At 61.4% G+C, this 16,109-nt stretch carries 18 protein-coding genes and 1 pseudogene; 10 read left to right on the plus strand and 9 right to left on the minus strand.

The annotated features are described in order from the left end of the window. Positions 1-1,242: an MFS transporter gene (locus tag ACBG85_RS30480; protein WP_285183344.1), complete on the plus strand. Its 1,242-nt coding sequence runs from the start codon at positions 1-3 to the stop codon at positions 1,240-1,242. A gap of 8 nt (positions 1,243-1,250) precedes the next feature. After that, the gene (locus tag ACBG85_RS30485) at positions 1,251-1,628 is read left to right on the plus strand and encodes a metalloregulator ArsR/SmtB family transcription factor (RefSeq protein WP_285183343.1); all 378 of its coding nucleotides are present in this window, start codon (positions 1,251-1,253) and stop codon (positions 1,626-1,628) included. 153 nt (positions 1,629-1,781) lie between these two features. On the opposite strand, the gene ACBG85_RS30490 is transcribed toward ACBG85_RS30485, so the two are convergent. Together ACBG85_RS30490 and ACBG85_RS30495 are read right to left on the minus strand one after the other, a co-directional pair. Continuing rightward, positions 1,782-2,345 carry a copper resistance protein CopC gene (locus tag ACBG85_RS30490; RefSeq protein WP_372027968.1) on the minus strand — a complete coding sequence of 188 codons (564 nt, stop codon included), beginning with the start codon at positions 2,343-2,345 and terminating at the stop codon, positions 1,782-1,784. 40 nt (positions 2,346-2,385) lie between these two features. After that, the gene (locus tag ACBG85_RS30495; RefSeq protein ID WP_372027969.1) at positions 2,386-2,928 is read right to left on the minus strand and encodes a hypothetical protein; all 543 of its coding nucleotides are present in this window, start codon (positions 2,926-2,928) and stop codon (positions 2,386-2,388) included. A 270-nt stretch (positions 2,929-3,198) separates the two neighbouring features. On the opposite strand from ACBG85_RS30495, the gene ACBG85_RS30500 reads away from it, so the two are divergent. Both ACBG85_RS30500 and ACBG85_RS30505 read left to right on the plus strand, forming a co-directional pair. Continuing rightward, entirely contained in the window at positions 3,199-4,506 is a 1,308-nt protein-coding gene (locus ACBG85_RS30500; RefSeq protein ID WP_285183340.1) for a hemolysin family protein, read from the plus strand. A gap of 86 nt (positions 4,507-4,592) precedes the next feature. Next, positions 4,593-4,853, plus strand: a complete 261-nt coding sequence (locus ACBG85_RS30505; protein ID WP_285183339.1) for a hypothetical protein — start codon at positions 4,593-4,595, stop codon at positions 4,851-4,853. Here the strand turns inward: ACBG85_RS30505 and ACBG85_RS30510 are convergent. Next, positions 4,840-5,205, minus strand: a complete 366-nt coding sequence (locus tag ACBG85_RS30510) for a hypothetical protein (RefSeq protein WP_285183338.1) — start codon at positions 5,203-5,205, stop codon at positions 4,840-4,842. The two genes, ACBG85_RS30505 and ACBG85_RS30510, sit on opposite strands and share 14 nt — an antisense overlap. Before the next feature lie 1,427 nt (positions 5,206-6,632). Here ACBG85_RS30510 and ACBG85_RS30515 point away from each other — a divergent pair. After that, complete coding sequence (locus tag ACBG85_RS30515; RefSeq protein ID WP_372027970.1) at positions 6,633-6,755, plus strand: hypothetical protein; 123 nt, start codon at positions 6,633-6,635, stop codon at positions 6,753-6,755. Positions 6,756-6,800: 45 nt separating this feature from the next. Here the strand turns inward: ACBG85_RS30515 and ACBG85_RS30520 are convergent, their stop codons facing one another. Beyond that, positions 6,801-7,019: a hypothetical protein gene (locus ACBG85_RS30520; protein ID WP_285183337.1), complete on the minus strand. Its 219-nt coding sequence runs from the start codon at positions 7,017-7,019 to the stop codon at positions 6,801-6,803. Positions 7,020-7,274: 255 nt separating this feature from the next. Here ACBG85_RS30520 and ACBG85_RS30525 point away from each other — a divergent pair, with 255 nt between their 5' ends. From ACBG85_RS30525 to ACBG85_RS30535, 3 genes are all read left to right on the plus strand, one after another. Then, the gene (locus ACBG85_RS30525; RefSeq protein ID WP_285183336.1) at positions 7,275-7,538 is read left to right on the plus strand and encodes a hypothetical protein; all 264 of its coding nucleotides are present in this window, start codon (positions 7,275-7,277) and stop codon (positions 7,536-7,538) included. Between the two features lie 61 nt (positions 7,539-7,599). Next, positions 7,600-7,764: a hypothetical protein gene (locus ACBG85_RS30530; RefSeq protein WP_285183335.1), complete on the plus strand. Its 165-nt coding sequence runs from the start codon at positions 7,600-7,602 to the stop codon at positions 7,762-7,764. A 160-nt stretch (positions 7,765-7,924) separates the two neighbouring features. Next, on the plus strand, positions 7,925-8,065 hold the full coding sequence (locus ACBG85_RS30535; protein WP_372027971.1) for a hypothetical protein: 141 nt from the start codon (positions 7,925-7,927) through the stop codon (positions 8,063-8,065). 73 nt (positions 8,066-8,138) lie between these two features. Here the strand turns inward: ACBG85_RS30535 and ACBG85_RS30540 are convergent, their stop codons facing one another. Then, entirely contained in the window at positions 8,139-8,381 is a 243-nt protein-coding gene (locus tag ACBG85_RS30540; protein WP_285183334.1) for a hypothetical protein, read from the minus strand. A 2,352-nt stretch (positions 8,382-10,733) separates the two neighbouring features. Between ACBG85_RS30540 and ACBG85_RS30545 the strand changes: the two genes are divergently transcribed. Further along, entirely contained in the window at positions 10,734-11,072 is a 339-nt protein-coding gene (locus ACBG85_RS30545; RefSeq protein WP_372027973.1) for a MerR family transcriptional regulator, read from the plus strand. On the opposite strand, the gene phoU is transcribed toward ACBG85_RS30545, so the two are convergent. After that, the gene (gene phoU / locus ACBG85_RS30550; protein ID WP_285183331.1) at positions 11,029-11,844 is read right to left on the minus strand and encodes a phosphate signaling complex protein PhoU; all 816 of its coding nucleotides are present in this window, start codon (positions 11,842-11,844) and stop codon (positions 11,029-11,031) included. The genes ACBG85_RS30545 and phoU overlap by 44 nt on opposite strands. A 575-nt stretch (positions 11,845-12,419) precedes the next feature. Here phoU and ACBG85_RS30555 point away from each other — a divergent pair. Continuing rightward, on the plus strand, positions 12,420-13,601 hold the full coding sequence (locus tag ACBG85_RS30555; protein WP_285183330.1) for a hypothetical protein: 1,182 nt from the start codon (positions 12,420-12,422) through the stop codon (positions 13,599-13,601). A gap of 111 nt (positions 13,602-13,712) precedes the next feature. Here the strand turns inward: ACBG85_RS30555 and ACBG85_RS30560 are convergent, their stop codons facing one another. The 3 genes and pseudogenes from ACBG85_RS30560 to ACBG85_RS30570 all read right to left on the minus strand — a co-directional run. Next, positions 13,713-14,450, minus strand: a complete 738-nt coding sequence (locus tag ACBG85_RS30560) for an adenylate/guanylate cyclase domain-containing protein (protein WP_285183329.1) — start codon at positions 14,448-14,450, stop codon at positions 13,713-13,715. Positions 14,451-14,454: 4 nt separating this feature from the next. Further along, positions 14,455-14,988 carry a Pycsar system effector family protein gene (locus ACBG85_RS30565; protein WP_350318889.1) on the minus strand — a complete coding sequence of 178 codons (534 nt, stop codon included), beginning with the start codon at positions 14,986-14,988 and terminating at the stop codon, positions 14,455-14,457. 463 nt (positions 14,989-15,451) lie between these two features. Next, a pseudogene (locus ACBG85_RS30570) lies at positions 15,452-16,109 on the minus strand (hypothetical protein); the annotation flags it as partial.

The raw sequence follows: 16,109 nt of genomic DNA on the forward strand, positions 1-16,109 counted from the left end.
GTGCTCGACGTATTGCGGCATCGCACCTTCCGCCGATTGTTCACCGCTCAGATCGTTGCCCTGATCGGCACCGGGTTACTGACGGTCGCTCTCGGTCTGCTGGCCTACGACCTGGCGGGCAGCGATGCCGGCGCGGTGCTCGGCACTGCGCTGGCCATCAAGATGCTGGCCTACGTCGGCGTCGCGCCGATCATCTCCGCCCTCACCCATCGTGTGCCCCGCAAAGTCCTCTTGGTATCCGCGGACGTGATCCGGGCTCTCATCGCGCTCGCCTTGCCGTTCGTCGACCAGACCTGGCAGATCTACGTCCTGATTTTTCTGTTGCAGTCGGCATCGGCGACGTTCACTCCGGCCTTTCAATCGGTGATCCCCTCGGTCTTGGTCGAGGAAGAGGATTACACCCGGGCCTTGTCGCTCTCTCGCCTTGCCTACGACCTCGAATCGCTCCTGAGCCCGATCCTGGCAGCAGCACTGCTGACGCTGATTTCCTACCACTCGTTGTTCTTGGGAACCGTCGTGGGCTTCACCGTATCGGGCCTGCTAGTTGTCGGAACCACACTGCCGAAGCTGGCTCCGGCGGGTCCGGCGGTGCCGCTGGTCCAGCGAATCACGCTCGGTGCCCGCGTGATGGTGGGCAGTCCTGTTCTTCGAGGACTGCTCGCGTTGAACTTGGTGGTCGCCTCCGCGACCGGGTTGGTCGTGGTCAATACCGTGGTCTACGTCCGCGATCTCCTCGGCGGCACCAACACCGGTGTCGCACTCGCACTCGGTTTCTACGGTGGCGGTTCGATGCTCGTTGCGCTGTGCGTACCACGAATTCTCGCCTCGATATCTACCCGGCGACTGATGCTCACCGGCTCCGCCGTGGTCGCCCTCGGACTTGCCGCGGCGTCGTCGATGCTCCTCATTGCCCCGACGCCCCCGATCTCCTGGGTGATGCTGACGACCATCTGGATAGCCCTCGGGGCCGGAACGTCCATGATCAACACCCCGTCGGCGCGACTGCTTCGCGACGGATCGACCCCGGAGAACCGGGGAACGGTATTCACCGCACAGTTCTCCCTCTCCCATGCCGGCTTCCTGCTCACCTACCCTTTGGCAGGATGGGTAGGAGCGGAGGCCAATCAGTTCACCGCCGCGGTCGCATTGACCGTGCTCGCTACACTCGCAGCAGTCTTCGCATCACGGGCCTGGCCCGTGAGTGCCGCCCCGACAGTCGAGGCGGCCGCAACGGGAAAGTGAGCACGCCGATGTCCGATGCTGCCGTGCCCGCCGTGACAGACGTCCGGACCGAGGCAAGTCTGGTACATCCGATCGCGCCCGATCAATCCCGTCTCGACGCTGCGACCGGAACCTTCCGCATGCTGGCCGATCCCACCAGGCTTCACATCCTGTGGCTGCTGACTCAAGGCGAAGCCGACGTCACCGCCCTCACCGAAGCCTGCGACGCCTCCCGCACAGCAGTCAGTCAACACCTGGCCAAACTTCGATTCACCGGCCTGGTCGACACCCGCAAAGAAGGACGGCGGGTGATCTACCGAATCCACGACGGACACCTCGCCCGCTTGGTCGGCGAAGGCCTCAACCACGCCGACCACCTGGTCACGGGCGAACCCGCACACGAATAGGCCACAACCCTGCGGCTGCACGTTCCCGTCGCAGTCACGGCGAGTGACGGTCTGCGGGGGATCCTCCGCAGACCGCCACTGCCACCGCTACGAGAGCGGCCCACCGCCGTCCGGTAGGGACGAGGATGGGCCGGTAATCACAGAGGAATTCGGTCAGGACTTCTTCGTGTTCCGGGGAACAAGGAAGAACACCACGGCGCCGCCGATGACGACCACCGCAACGGCGATCAAGATCCATGCCGGGAATCCACCCGAGTCCTCGTCTGCTGGTTGTGCGGTATCGGAGGATCCGGTTGTCGTTGCAGGTGCCGTACCGCTCGCAGAACTTGCTGCTCCGGGGTTTGCTTGGGTCAGTTGGAAGTTGTACGTGCCGTCGATCGGATGGCCGTCTTCGGAGATGACCCGGAACGCGACCGTGTACTGGCCGGCCTCTCCGAGTCCGTCGAGATCGACGGACATGTCGCGGCCCTCGACCACAGGCTCGGATCGACCCCACTGCGTGCCGTCCGCATCGACCACCTTCAAGGTGGCGAAATTGGATTGGATGTTTTGATTGAACGTCAACGTCACCTGGTCAGGGGCTGTGCTGATCTGCGCACCGTCGGCGGGATTACTACCGGCCAGGGCCGCATGCGCCGCAGCAGGTCCCGCACTCAATGCGGCGACAGTGATGACGGCAGCTGCGGTCAGGCAGCTGCGTGTAAGCCATGAAGTCATATGTTGGGGCTCTCTTCGATATCGATATTCGGGTCGGGGTCTAACTCGCACAAGCGAGAACCCGAGGCGGCCCTCGTCGATTGAGCGACCCCTCGCCCACCCAGGCAGTCCACGGCAGCGATGCCGCCGCGCCCGGCACCCGAACACGGGTAACAGACATCGGTAACGGCGGACGCACCAAGATCGTTGCCGCACGCAGCACCCAGGACACGCTCCCGCGAACTGCCCGCTCCGCTAACGGAATCACCATGCAACACACGGCGACAGCTGTTGCGTGTAGGACCATCATCGGCACCGAGGTCATCGAATGATGGTGTTCGAGGGGAGACAGCGACAACACGGCATGCCCGGCGAGCTGGCCCCCGCTCACTGCCATCAACAGACCCACGCGTCGGGAGAAGATGTTCGCCGACACCGCGATCACCCCCAGGCTGCAGCACACAGCCAACAACAGCACCCATTCTGCGGATCCCGGCCAATGTCCACCCGCGCAGCCGTGCGCGAGAATCGCTGTCGTCGCCGTCGTCGCGCCGACGCCGGCACCGCGAATCTGCACCGCGCAAGACTGGGCAGAGTTCGTCACCAGGCCAAGGATAGAGATACCGAGTCCCCGCCCCGTACCTGCACACCACGACGACGTCGCCGCAGCGTCACCCCGACCAGCACGTGAGCACCCCATTGACCCTGCGACACCGCAAACGCGGACGCAGTGACGACACCAACCGAAATGTCCGTTTTATGCAGTTTTGCTAAACTGAGATCATCTCCACTCGACCTTTCGTCGACTCCTCCGAGGAGGAAGGGACATGGACACCAGCGACAAACCCGGGCCGCCTCGATGTAGGCGGCTGCGATGAACGAGATTGTCGTCAACGGCGCGTTGGTGCTGGTCTTCGTTCTTATGGGTGGTGTGTTCGCCGCCACCGAGATCGCTCTGGTGTCGTTGCGCGAAGGGCAGATTCGACGGTTGGAGCAGCGCGGCGGACGTGGTGCGCGCACTGCCGCGTTGGCGCGTAATCCGAACCGGTTTCTCTCTGCTGTGCAGATCGGGGTGACGGTCGCCGGTTTCTTTTCCGCCGCGTACGGCGCCTCCACTATCGCACCGGCTGTTTCTCCCGCTCTCGTGTCGTGGGGGCTCCCGGCTGCGGCGGCATCGATTACGGCTTTGGTCGGCACCACTCTGGTGATCTCGTATCTGTCGTTGATCCTGGGGGAGCTCGTACCCAAACGTATTGCGCTGCAACGTGCCACCGGCGTTTCGTTGCTGACGGCCCCGGTGGTGGACTGGTTCGCGACAGCGATGCGGCCGGTGATCTGGGTGCTGTCCGTCTCGACCGACCTGTTGGTGCGCTTGGTGGGCGGCGACCCGAAAGCCAAGGGGGAGGACATCACTCACGAGGAGCTGCGGGATCTGCTCATCGGCCACAAAGCCATCGCCGAGGACGAGCGCCGGATCCTGTCTGAGGTTTTCGATGCCGGACATCGATCTCTGGCCGAGGTGATGCGACCGCGTACCGATGTCGATTTCCTTTCCGCCGACACCGCGCTGTCTCTGGCGCGCGAACAGGCATTGCAGTGGGGGCACAGCCGCTACCCGGTCACCAAGTCTTCCCATGACGACATATCGGGGTTCGTTCATCTTCGCGATCTGCTCCTCGCCGACGAGCGCACCGTGAACACTGTTGCCGACGTGTCCCGGCCCGTACTTCATCTTCCGGGCTGCAAACCCGCGTTGGCCGCGTTGACGGACATGCGACGAGAGAATCTTCAGATCGCGATCGTCGTCGACGAGTACGGGGGTACGGCGGGGATCGTCACCCTCGAAGACATCGTCGAGGAGATTGTCGGCGAAATCAGGGACGAGTACGACGATCCCGCCGTCCCTGACGTGTCACCGATCCCGAAGCGTCAACGGGTCGACGGCTTGCTTCTCGCGGATGATTTCGAATCCCGCACCGGGATAGCGCTGCCCGCAGGTCCGTACGACACGGTGGCGGGTTTTCTGCTGCACCGACTCCAACGTCTTCCCCAACTCGGTGACACCGTCGTCTTCGATGGGCACCGGCTCACCGTCAGCGCACTGGACGGCCGGCGCATTTCGGGTATCCGTGTCACCCACCCTCATACCCCGGCCCACGGCAGGGTCTCGATCAGTCGGTGACGGACAACGTGTGTGAAGGCAGCGGGCGATACCGGACCGATTGGCTTCCATTCCCAGGTTCTCGGTCTCGGCGAGGAAGGAACGCGATGCTCCTAGGTCCCGGTATCGAGTCCGGCAATCTGCGGTGGCGATGGATGACCGTTGCCGCGGTCGGGGCATTGGGTGTGATCTGGTTCGTCTCCCCGGTCGCGGTCCTGGTCGCTGGTTCTGTGCTCGGCGGGGTCGGGCTGCTGGTTTTTCACCTGCTCCCGCTACGCGAGGTAGGTGCCCGCGCAGCGTCGGTCGGTGCGGGGTTGCTGATCCCAGCGGTTCCGCTCTCCGTCGTGCATTTGGTCAATCTGTTGTAGCGCCCGAGATCGGCCGCCGAACATCCCCCTCGGGGACCGTTGTCTGAACTGCGTAGAGGGCGGTCGGGCGTAGGAGCGCTTTTCTGCGTCTGGCGGCGGTGGTGAGGAGATATTTTTCGGCGGCGGTGTAGTCGGTGATGGTGGTGCCGTCGGGGCCGGGGGTGTGGGTGATCAGTTCGAGGTAGCGGCGCCGGTAGAGGTAGGCGTCCGGTTCTGCGAGGAGGAATTCCGCAGCGGCGACGACGTCCGGATGCGGGGCTGCCCGGGCGAGTCGCGTCGGGGCGGATTGATGATTGACCACGGCGGTGTAGTGCTGCTCGGTGAGGTCGCCGATGCGGCGAGGGCTGCTCATCGGACCGTTGCCGCGATGAGGAAACCGACCCGCGAACGGCAGCACACCGTAGTGGAGGTGACGGTGAGGGAGACATCACGAACTCGACGAGGGGTGCGGAACATGATCACCGTTCTCCGTGTAGTTAGCCGGGCGTACGAGATATGTATACCGCTCCATCACACTGAGTCACAGATATTCGACGTTACAGATGCGAAAAATTTGGGCTGCCGATTCCCGCCCATACTTCCCCTCGCTTCGCCAGGGCTCCGGTTGCCGGCGGGTGGGCGGCCTCGACGACCACACAAAGGCAGGGGACCGACGAGGCCGGTAGACGTCGGCGACTGCTCCCGCACGCCTATTCCTCGACGGTACGGGGCGGCGGCCGCAGAGGACGGTGAGGTTCGTCCCGATTGCCGTGAGTGGTTCGTACAGACATCATCACCCCTCAAATGCAGCCGCCGATGCACGCCGGCCGGCATGGAACTTTGGGATCGGCCCACACGGGTTGTCGGGAGTCGAACGGAGACAACGCATTCGCTATAATCGGCTAACGCAGCGTCATCCCGACGTGGCGTTGCGCTCGGCCCACCGAACACCGGTCCTGCGCAGGCCGACATCCGGTGGGCCACCCTGTACTGCGCGCCTGTCTCCCCAGACACCGCGCGCACGGCCCATCAGGTCGGACACCTAACCCCGCCCTGATGGGCCACTTCTGGACCGTGCCTCGCGGTCGGCGAACTCTTTACTCGCTGCGTTCACTGCGAAAAGCTTTCTCGCAGTAGCTCTCACAGCTTCGCGATCACTGACCTGTCGATGCCCACGGCTCCAGTCCCGGCCGCGACTGCGGCGAAAGCTCGCTGCAATGCCCGGCCGTCCGACCTCATGGTTACCGCACAAGATATTCGGTGAGGTTCACCGGCGCCGAGGTGTGAGCGCCGACGCCGGTGAACCCTGCGCGCCCTGGTGATGCACTGCCCGTGCAGAGCGCTTTCTCGGAGGTGACCCACCCCCGGCGAGTGGTCAGCCGGAGGGCAGGTCGTCGGTGCGGCTCCCCGCATTCTTTCGCGGGGTTTCTACTGCCGCACCCCAAAGATATCCCGCCGGCACCGAATGCAAACGTCGCTCCCCACCCAATCATCACCGTCTCGGTGACATACCCGCCTAGCGTGCCAGGTGCGCGGGCATCGTTGCAGTGGTGAGTACTTCGAGCCGCTAACACGGGGCCGGCCCGAACCGATGAACCAAGTGCGGGGGGAGCAAACTCCAACATGCGTGCGAGGTGAGGATCATGGGTTCGGCTGGAATCGACTTCAACGTGGCCTTCGCAGCCTTCGTCAAATGGCTGTCCGTCACGTTCGGCGGAGGTATCGGGATCAGCTGATACAACCGTCGGAACACCGAAAGCTGCCCCCGTCGTCATCTTAGAAACCGAGGGCAGTCGCTTCGTGTCCAACGTCGTTCCGCTCCATTGGTTCCTCTACTTGGACAAGGAATCGGCTATCCGACGAGGATTGCGCGGTCCGCAGGCCGGGGCGCTCAGTCACCAGGATCCGCTGAGGATGAAGTGATGAAAACATACCGGCCGGGGGCCCTTTGCCCGATCTGAACAGCTCTCAGACTTCACCGTCCCACGCATTGTCGCGGGCTTGCGCCGTCGACGCCGTCATTCCGGCTGGCAGGCCCCGGGCCTTCAACTCCTCGTTCAGGAAATAGAGCCGCGCACGCTGGTTCGGGCTCAGTTGCTCGGCGTGGTCGCAGAGCCTGTGGTGCTCCGCTACGAGCTGTTCCGATGTCAGCCGGTAGACGGAGACCGGTACCTGCTCGCGTTTCATGTGCGCCTCCTCGAAAGAGTCAGACAGTCCGCAGCGAGTCTTTCGACTACGTGGGTCCGAGGAACGATCGAGCTGTCAACATCATTTTACGTCGCGCAATCTCACTGCAGAGCAACTTGCCGGGCGAGCCGTCCGGCAAGCGACGCGGCGAAACTCCTCCTCACCCAGCAACCGTCGTGAGACTTGAGATTCGAACACAGTCGTTACGGGAACATCGTGGTTACGAGCTTTTTCGACTGACGGCGAGGTCGTGTGATGGAGAGGTACAAGTTCACGTTCGCGGATGGATCGGGCACCGAAGAGTTCTTCGAGTCGGACAATGAGGCGATCGTCGCGGCGACGGCCGCTAACGGCGGTAGTAGTTGGGGGTTGTATGTCCAGCGCTACGACCATCGCGGAGCGTTGCTACCCACGAAACTTCCTCCCGGCGGGCACCGGGGCACATGGTGCCCGAAGATCGGCATGCCGAGTCCGGCGCTGGTGCCGGACTCGGCGGTTGATTCGGCTTCGAAGCCGTGAGGCGTTTACAGGACCGTAGGCGGGGTAACTGGCGGTCAGATGGCATGAAGGAGTACTTCGCATGGATGTCGATGACCTCGATGTGGTGGTGTGGCCCGAATCCGAGGAACGTGAAGCGTGGTGGCGTCAGGTCGTCACAGTCGGCAGCACGGATGCCACGTCGGCGACGATGACACCGAATCGGAGTATCGAGGACGCAGCCTCTCGGGTTCTGCACGCGGCATAGTTCGTCGACTGCGGCGAGTGTCTGCCAACGATGATCTGATCGAGGTTCACGTGTGTGCCTGTGGGGGTTGATAATTCCCGTCCGGCATGGCGCGTGGTCTGACGCTGTTCGCTCGAACTGCTACGAATCTTCAATCATCAATGTGTGAAGGGCCTTTCCGATGAACGTACTGACTTCGAGGTCGAACTCGCCGGCTGTGCACAGCGGTTCGATGAGTACTGCCGAGATCAAGGCTCGTATCGAGGCGATGTACGCCGACCGAGGCACTCTCGTTCCGAAAGGCACCGGAACAAAGTCCTGAATATCGGCTGGGGCCGAGTTGGGAGTCCGTGGCCGTGCCCGGGAGTTCGAGGCCGTGCCCGGGAGTTCGAGGGTCAGGGTTCGGTGGGGAAGCCGTAGCGGCGGCGCATGCGAGTGAGGGCGACGATGTCGCCGTCGGTGCACTCGGTGGCGGCGATCCATCGGCAGGCCTGCTGGTAGTCGGCGTGCGTCCGGGCCCGGCTCTCGCCAGTGATGCCGACGTAGGGGGAGTGTTGTGCGTAGTCGCTGTCGGTGTTCTCGAATTGGGAGAGGTAGGCCGCGAGTACGGCTGCTTCGCGCCGGAATTTACCGAGCACCGAAACCTCCGCCAAGGCAATGCGGGGAGGGACCTGCCACGTGGCGCGGCGCCGAAGATGGATGTGCTGGCATCGGTTGAGGTGCTCCACTCGGCCCCGACCTGATGAAGTACGTGCTGATCAACAATAGCGATTGACCGTAGCGCCGACCACTCTAGCTATTAACAAGCCACCGCATAGACCCGGCGGTTGTTGTGTGCCCTCGCCGAGGAGGTGCCGTGGCGGCGGGCATGTGCGGTAAGGGTTTTCTCGGATCCGGTGTCGTCACTACCTCCATACCCGCCCGGAGTAATCGTGGTGAGGCCCTCAGTTTCAGCAACACACGCGTCCTTCGAAATTGTTGGGCGGAGCGCGTTTGCGTTCGTCGTGTGTGGGATATCTGTGGGGTGCGGCACTGGGAACACCCCGAAGATTATTGGGGGACGCCGCACGGACCTGCCTTCCCTGTCCATTCGCCGGGGGCGGGTCGCTGTGAAAGGAGCGCCCTGGGCGGGCAATGCATCGGGGCGTGCGGGGGTCGCCAGCATTGGTGCTCATACGTCAACGCTGGTGAACCCCCTCTTTTCATGTTTTCGGGTTAGAGGTTCGAGGGCTCGGGCGTGCAGGCCGGGGGTGTGTGTGCGGGCGGTGGCAATGGTCAGCTGTTGGGCGTTGCGGTGTGTGTGCCACCGAAGGCGGAGGCGCCACGTCGTTGATGTGCCGTACGCCCGTTCCGGTGGGTTCGGTGCCGGCATCGGAGGCCGGTGCTCGAATCTCAGAGATGCGCGCGCGGTTCGTGACACCAGCGTGACACCAGTAAGTGGTGGGGTGCGGTCGTCTCGGGGCAGGGACCATTCGGGGGCCGGCGCCCACCGCCGTGAGTGACCAGCGTGCCGGTGGGCGCCTGTGTGCGACTCACCCGAATCGCTCGCCGCGTGGGGTAGTTACCTCGGAGCCGGCGGGCTGAAACATGTGTGGTGGAAGCCCCTTTCCCGTGGTGGTTGTGAGGGATGTCTTTTCGTGGGTATTCACCGATCCGAACGAGTGCGGATCGGAGGGAGTGCACGGTGCAGGATGTCAGGCGCGGGATGAGCGATGAGGATCTGGTGACGGAGTGTTGTCGGTTGCAGGGTCTGGACGAGTTGAGTCGCTGTGAGGAGATGCGGCTTGAGATCGTGCAGGACGAGTTGGAGTGTCGGCAGGCGGGAGCCGTGTCGAGTCGTCGACTCTGAGTGTTCAGTATTTCGGAGTTCGTTGTTGAGGAGGGCCTGCGGGGCAAGGGTTAGCCGGTAGCTTCGGCTGTTGCGCCGGTTGGAGCGGAAGGATGTCATTGCTGTGCGGGCCGCAATGGCGAGTACGTGATGCAGCTGGGAGTCTTCTCGCGGGCGTGGGTGTGGGTGGTGGTGATCGTGCCGGTCACCGCCCCAACCTCCGATCCCATATGAGCGGTCATGCTTCCGCTTTTGGCGGTGATTGCGCCCAGCTGTGTCGGAGGCCACGTCGTGCGCGGCGCTACCCGCGTGATCGCGCCACGCTGGAAGTGAAGTGTTGGGTTGGTAACGGTTCGCCTTCCCCGTAGACCAAACCTGACGGACTGTTTTAGGGTGGAGGTGCAGGGTTGAGTAGTGAGCCCGGCGCGGAAAGTGGGTCCCCGTGCTGTGTGCTCAACACGGGGACGTCTCACCTCGTGGAGTCCCCGCCCAGCATCAGTCGGTGGGGACTCCACTTCGACAGTATGCCGAGTTGGTGTATCTGCAGGTTACGTAAATATTCCAGTATGCGGAAGACGCCCGCTCCAGTCCGGGACTCGATACTCGTCCTGCCTTTGTGGCTGGCGTTGTCATGGCGTGCCTGCGCGTGGGCCCGTGATCGACTGCGCGAAGCATCTCCACTTTCGAACTGGTGTGATGTTGCCGTTGGATGCGCCGCTTTGCTCGTCGATCGCGATCGGGAACATCGGTTTCAGGTATGGGTTCGACGGGGTTGCCGTCGTTGGCATGGTGGCCGAGCAGGCGCGATGCCCTCTCCTCGAATCGGCGTGAGAAGCGCCAAAATTTCTATAGTGGCGGGGGTAGACATTCTCTGTTGGTGTGTTGTATCTTTTTTCTCACAGGAACGAAATCAAGAGGTGCGGGAGAGATGAACTACCCGCAAGCAGTACCGCAGGGCAGGGACGTGCCGGGACCGAAAGTTGTTGTGAGTGTGTAGTTCAGGTCCCGGCGCCCCCTTCAAACGGGCTACCGGACATGGTGTGTGCGTTCGGAAGCTCAAACGAGTGCAGTTGTTGGTTCAGTGAGTGAAATCGACCCCGTCTCGGCCCCCGGCGCACCCCCGCGCCGGGGGCCCCGTCCATTCCAGTGAGAGAAGACCGCCATCTCGGCAGAGCGACCCGCCGGCGACCTGTCCGGCAAGTTCGACGACGAAGACTATCCCGCCTACAGCATGGGCCACGCCGCCGAGCTCCTCGGCGTGCGGCAAGGGTTCCTTCGCAGCCTCGATGCCGCGAAACTCCTCACCCCACAACGCTCGGCCGGTGGGCACCGCCGCTACTCGCGCTACCAACTGCGTATCGCCGCCCGCGCGCACGAACTCGTCGCCGCCGGCACTCCACTCGAGGCTGCGTGCCGGATCATCATTCTCGAAGACCAACTCGCCGAAGCGTGCCGCATCAACGCAGAACTTCAACAACGCGACAACGGGCCCGGCGTCTGATCGCGGTTGGTTTCGGTGAATGTGCCGCCAGGAAGGAGCCTCGGGCCTTTAGCTGGGGTTCATGGTTTCCGGGGTGGTCGATTTGTGACTGTGATCTGCGAGTGTGGTTGTCAGAGAAGGGTTTCGGGTCGGGCGGGAGTTGTCCGGTTTCGAGGAAGATGATGCGTCGTCCGATGTCGACGGTGTGGTCGCAGAACCGTTCGTAGAACCGTCCGAGGAGGGTGACGTCGACTGCTGCTTGTACTCCGTGTGGCCATTGTGGGGCTTGGGTGACGGTGAACAGGCGCCGGTGTAGTTCGTCCATGACGGTGTCGGCTGCGACCAGCTTTTCGGCGCGTCCATGGTCGAGGTGGCGGAGTACCACTTGGGTTTCGGTGGCCCGGGCTACCGCTGTCTTCCCGATGTCCTCGATGACTGGCCGTGCTTCGGGTGGGACCGCCGGTGTCGGGTGGCGTAGACGCGCGATCTTCGCTACATGGGTAGCGAGTCCGCCCATGCGTTGCAGACTGGCGGCGATGTGCAGGCCGCCGACGGTGAATCTCAGGTCATGCGCGACGGGGGCCTGTAGGGCGAGGAGTGAGAATGCCTGGTGTTCCCAGTCGGCGGCGGCTTTATCGAGGTTGGTGTTCGCGTCGAGTACTCGTTCGGCGGTGGGAAGGTCGACATCCAGCAAGGCTGTTGTTGCGTCGGCAATTGCTGTGACGGTGAGAGCGCACATCGAGGCGAGACCGGCAGCGAGGTCGTCGAGGCTGTCGGCGAAGTGTGTGCGCATCTGCTCACTTTAAGCGTGCCGAATGGTGTGCGACCAAGACTGACAGCAAAGTTGCGCCGGTCAATATGGAGCCGAGCCGAGTCGAAGTCACGACAGGACCAGCGCACAGCGCCGCACTGCGGGCACTTCCCCTTCCGCCGGTTTCATGACGAAGTCGCCCGGCACCGAGAAGCCCTACCGCGCGGCTGCGATCCTCGCCGGTGCCGTCGTTCTCGCGCTCCTCGCGGTGATCGCGTTCTGCGTCCTGGGCGGCCGGCCCTGAGAACCTGAGCTGATCGCTGCTCGTCGCAAGCGCCGTACACCGTGCCCTGGGGCGGAGATAGCAGCGAGTGTTGAATAGGAATGTGAAACAGACCATTCAGCTTTCTACGACCTACCGCGAGTTTCGGGAGAGTGTTCGACGGTACCGGCCGTCGGATTTGATCCCTGCTCTCGCGAGGTACTCCGCCGAGGCATATAGGGACAGCGAATGGCCAGACCCGAGGGGGAACCCGCCTTGGGCGATCGCGGCGATTGCACGAGACTCGATCCTGCACGGAAACGATCACCGTCACGCCCCGGTGGACAAAGGAACCGTGCGAAAGCTCGTTGGGGCCTTCAACAACACCTATGACAAGGTCGACGGGACAGCCGCGATATTGACCCCGTTGGCGTACGAGCAGTTTCCGTATCAGGAATCTCGCATTGAAGAGTTATCACGTGCTCACGCTCTGTTCGAGGACCCGGCCTTGGGCCCTGCGCCTGACTGGAGTGAGGTGTTCGGCATGCCGCTGTATGAGGCTGTGCGTGCTGCGTTCGCACTGGGAGTGTGGGTCACCATAGAGAATGGCCTTTTCGACCCGGCGACAATGGATTTGGCACACATGCAGGAGGTTTTCGAGACTGTTGCTCCGCGTGAACAGATCGAAAAGGTCGTGGACGCACTCACCACGACCGTCGTCGCCGCTAAGGAAATGAAAACTACGGTCCCGGCTCTCGACCGGTCGCTGCAACGTTGGGAATTCAACCCGCTGGCTGCCCGTCCACTCGTCAATCTTGGTGAGCGAGGAATCTGGGCCCCGCAGGTAATGCTGATCGAACGCGCCATGTACCCGGCCAACCTGTACTACCGAGGCGTGGACGCCTGGGGCACGGATTTCGCCCGTATCCTGGGTGCCCGCACCGAGGCATACGTCGGCAAGCATCTCGGCCTCGTAGCCGGCGAGAACGACCTTCACGGGGAAATCACATATAGAGAAGGCAAGAACGAGGTGAAGAGCGTCGACTGGATCTGGGTCACCCCGCAAGCGATCATCCTCGTCGAGTGCAAGTCCGCACGACTGACACTCGGTGCACGAGCGGGCGATCCAACGCTTCCGACGATCGCCGAGCGGTATCTCACCAAAGCCAGAGAGCAACTCGATCGCACCGCGAAACTCATCAGCGCCCGAACGCCTCCCTTCGATCAATTTCCCAATGATCGACCTGTTGTCGGACTCGCGGTCACGTGCGAGCCCTTCTACCTGGGAAATTCAACCCTCAACGAGTACGGGATTGGCTCGACGATCCCGTCGCTGGTGCTTTCGCTACGAGACCTGGAGAAATGGGTTTGCTTCCCGACGTCGGACGCAGTGGACAATCTCCTGGAGATCCTGAATGACCCGGAGCGGTGCACGTGGTCATTCAGTGTGGCACTTCGCGAGTTACCTGATACCTCAAATCCGATCCTTGAGGCTTCATGGAAGAAGTCCGACTTCGTCGGGCCTCGAATCGAGTGACCTGAGCATGATTTGCCGTCTACGGCGTCCGTGGACGGAAGCGGTCGTGGTTTTGGGGGTTGATGCAGTTCTCGTCTATCGGAAGCGACGGCAGTCAGCGATTTCTGCAGGTCAGAGCGAGTCAATCCATTCGTTCATCTCGGTGAGTATTACATACCCGGTCCGGTAGTTACCCAATTCGTAGGAGAATTTGCTTTCCAGTAGCTTTTTATTCTCCTCATTGAGGTTTTGAGCAAATATCTCTCCCACCCAAATTGGATCCTGGGCGAAGAATGTATTCCTACCGGCGCTGTGGGCGAGATGTGCTGCACGGTTGACCACGTCACCCATGTATACGATATCGTTTATCCCGCTGCCGCTGTATCCTGCTTTGATCATCAGGACTCGCCCGTAATCCACTCCAATGCCAATACGTAGAGTATCGGTATATCCCTTTTTCTCCATCTTTTTGTTGACCAAATTAATTAGAGTGTTAGCTCGTGCGGCAATGGTAAACACATCATCGATGTCTGTTGTTTTCGGAGTTTTGTATACCGCCCACACGCAATCTCCGACTATGTTCACTTCCAGGACGTAAAGATCGCTGCCTAGAACCGCAACCATCTCGGAGATAAATGCCCGATATATCTTGGCCAAGCGGGGGCGAGTGTACTTATCAGGAAGTTTTGAGGAGTCACGAATGTCTACAAACAACGCTGTGCAGTGCGCATAGTACCCGTTCGTGTAAGTGAGCCTACTGCGGTCGGGCAGCGAATCAGCTTCGACGAACTGGCCGCGAGGCTGACTGAGAATCTCGTCCAGGCGGTCGGCGCTCTTCTTGTAGTCGTAAGGCTTGTAATTTCCTTCCATTTTGTTAGTTTCCAATCCCGGATGTAAGGGCCAATACCGCCACGAAAACCACCGAAGCAAGGCCGCACCAGATCGACGTGTTGATATAGCGCATTTTTGTTGTCGCGATTCTCGAATTTGCGTGGACTTGATTGGCGATGTGGTTCGTTAGTTCCTCCGGATTGGATGTGAGAGTGGAAAGAACCGTCGTATACCGTATGTCGTTGTTGTTGTAATTCGCGGAAATGTGACCGAAGAATAAAGGATTCACCGATATATCAGAATTTTCTAGGTGGGGCTTACTAGTCTCTGCTGACACGCGAGGCGTAAGGGTTGCTACGACAAATAATACCGTAAAGAAAATAGACGCCACCGCTAGCACTACCACGAGGATCAAGTACCAAGGCCATTCAGATCGGCCCTTGGCGAGGTTGAACAGCGCGACGGAGGTTGCACCGGTAAATGCGAGAACAACTCCAGATTTCGCGTCTGCGTGACGTATCCACTCATTAGTCGTAGACAGAAGCTTCCATGCATGGTCAGGATTGGGAACCGGCACCGGCTGAGAGTGGTCGGCACCCGGCGTCTGGATTTCGGGGGTAGAGAGGGCATGCCAGGATCGTACTCAGGCGCTCAAGAAATACCTGAGGGCCCGAGGCCACTTTTAGGTTTTATCTGCGGTGATGGCACCTCTGGGCGGTTGTTGTGGAGTGTGCGTGGTGCTGGCGGATTTTGGTTCCGGCCTTGTTTTGCAGACGATCTGCGTTGCTGTGCTTGTCACGCCTAGTTAGGCGTGACGCTACCGGTGCACAGAGGCGACGCGACGTTTTGTCCAGGGCGGGGGAGAGTGAATGCTGGGTTGTGTTGATCGGTTTGACCGCCTGATCGAAATGGCACGGCCGACACCAACCGGGCCGGGGCATCCCAGTTGGGTGTCCAGAGGGGCGCTCACTATCCGGTGAGGGGCCTATTTGGGTCGAGTGGCATCCAGCCGCACACCGTTTGTCGCACAACACCTCCTGTTAGTCCAGACTAGGCATTTGTTGCAGGCGCGCCCACAGTTGCCAGTCTCCGTCGCTTCGCTTCTGCCATCCATCCGGCTCGGGACCGTGTTCCGCGAACCGTAGAAAGCGGGATTTCGCCCACTCCGCGAATTGCTCTCGCGTCTCGCCGGCTAATCCCGGACGGATGGCGGCCTTCATCATTAAGCCGTCATCGAGCTGCCGCACCAGGAGGCATCCGCTCAACGCGAGATCGCAGTCGGACCCGAAATCGGTCGACTCGAGTGGCACACCGAGTGTTTCAATGAGTCGTTCCTCCGCAGCTCCCATGCTGGCAAACCTACCAATTAGGAACCGGTCGGGTCCCATGATTTTTGACGAAAAATGAGCCGGCGGGGTGTTCGGGTTGGGCGGTGTGGGGGGTGTGATGCCGGGTCGGGTGGGGGGTGTTGTGAGGCTCGTTTTGAGTGTTTTTGAATGTTGTTGTGTGTCAGTAGGTTTCGGTATTCGGTTGGTGTTGGGTTGGTTTCGTGGTTTGTGCACGAGGGTGTTTTTCTTAACATCGAATGTTGTTGCGGTGGTGTGGGTTTCGATGTTTCGTGTTTTCGGTTTGTTTTGCGGTTTGGTGGGTGGGGGGTGTATGATTGGGAGCATGATGATGGCGAGGCAATGGTCGCGA

This window comes from Rhodococcus sp. NyZ502 (genome assembly GCF_041464245.1).
GTDB lineage: Bacteria > Actinomycetota > Actinomycetes > Mycobacteriales > Mycobacteriaceae > Rhodococcus_F > Rhodococcus_F qingshengii.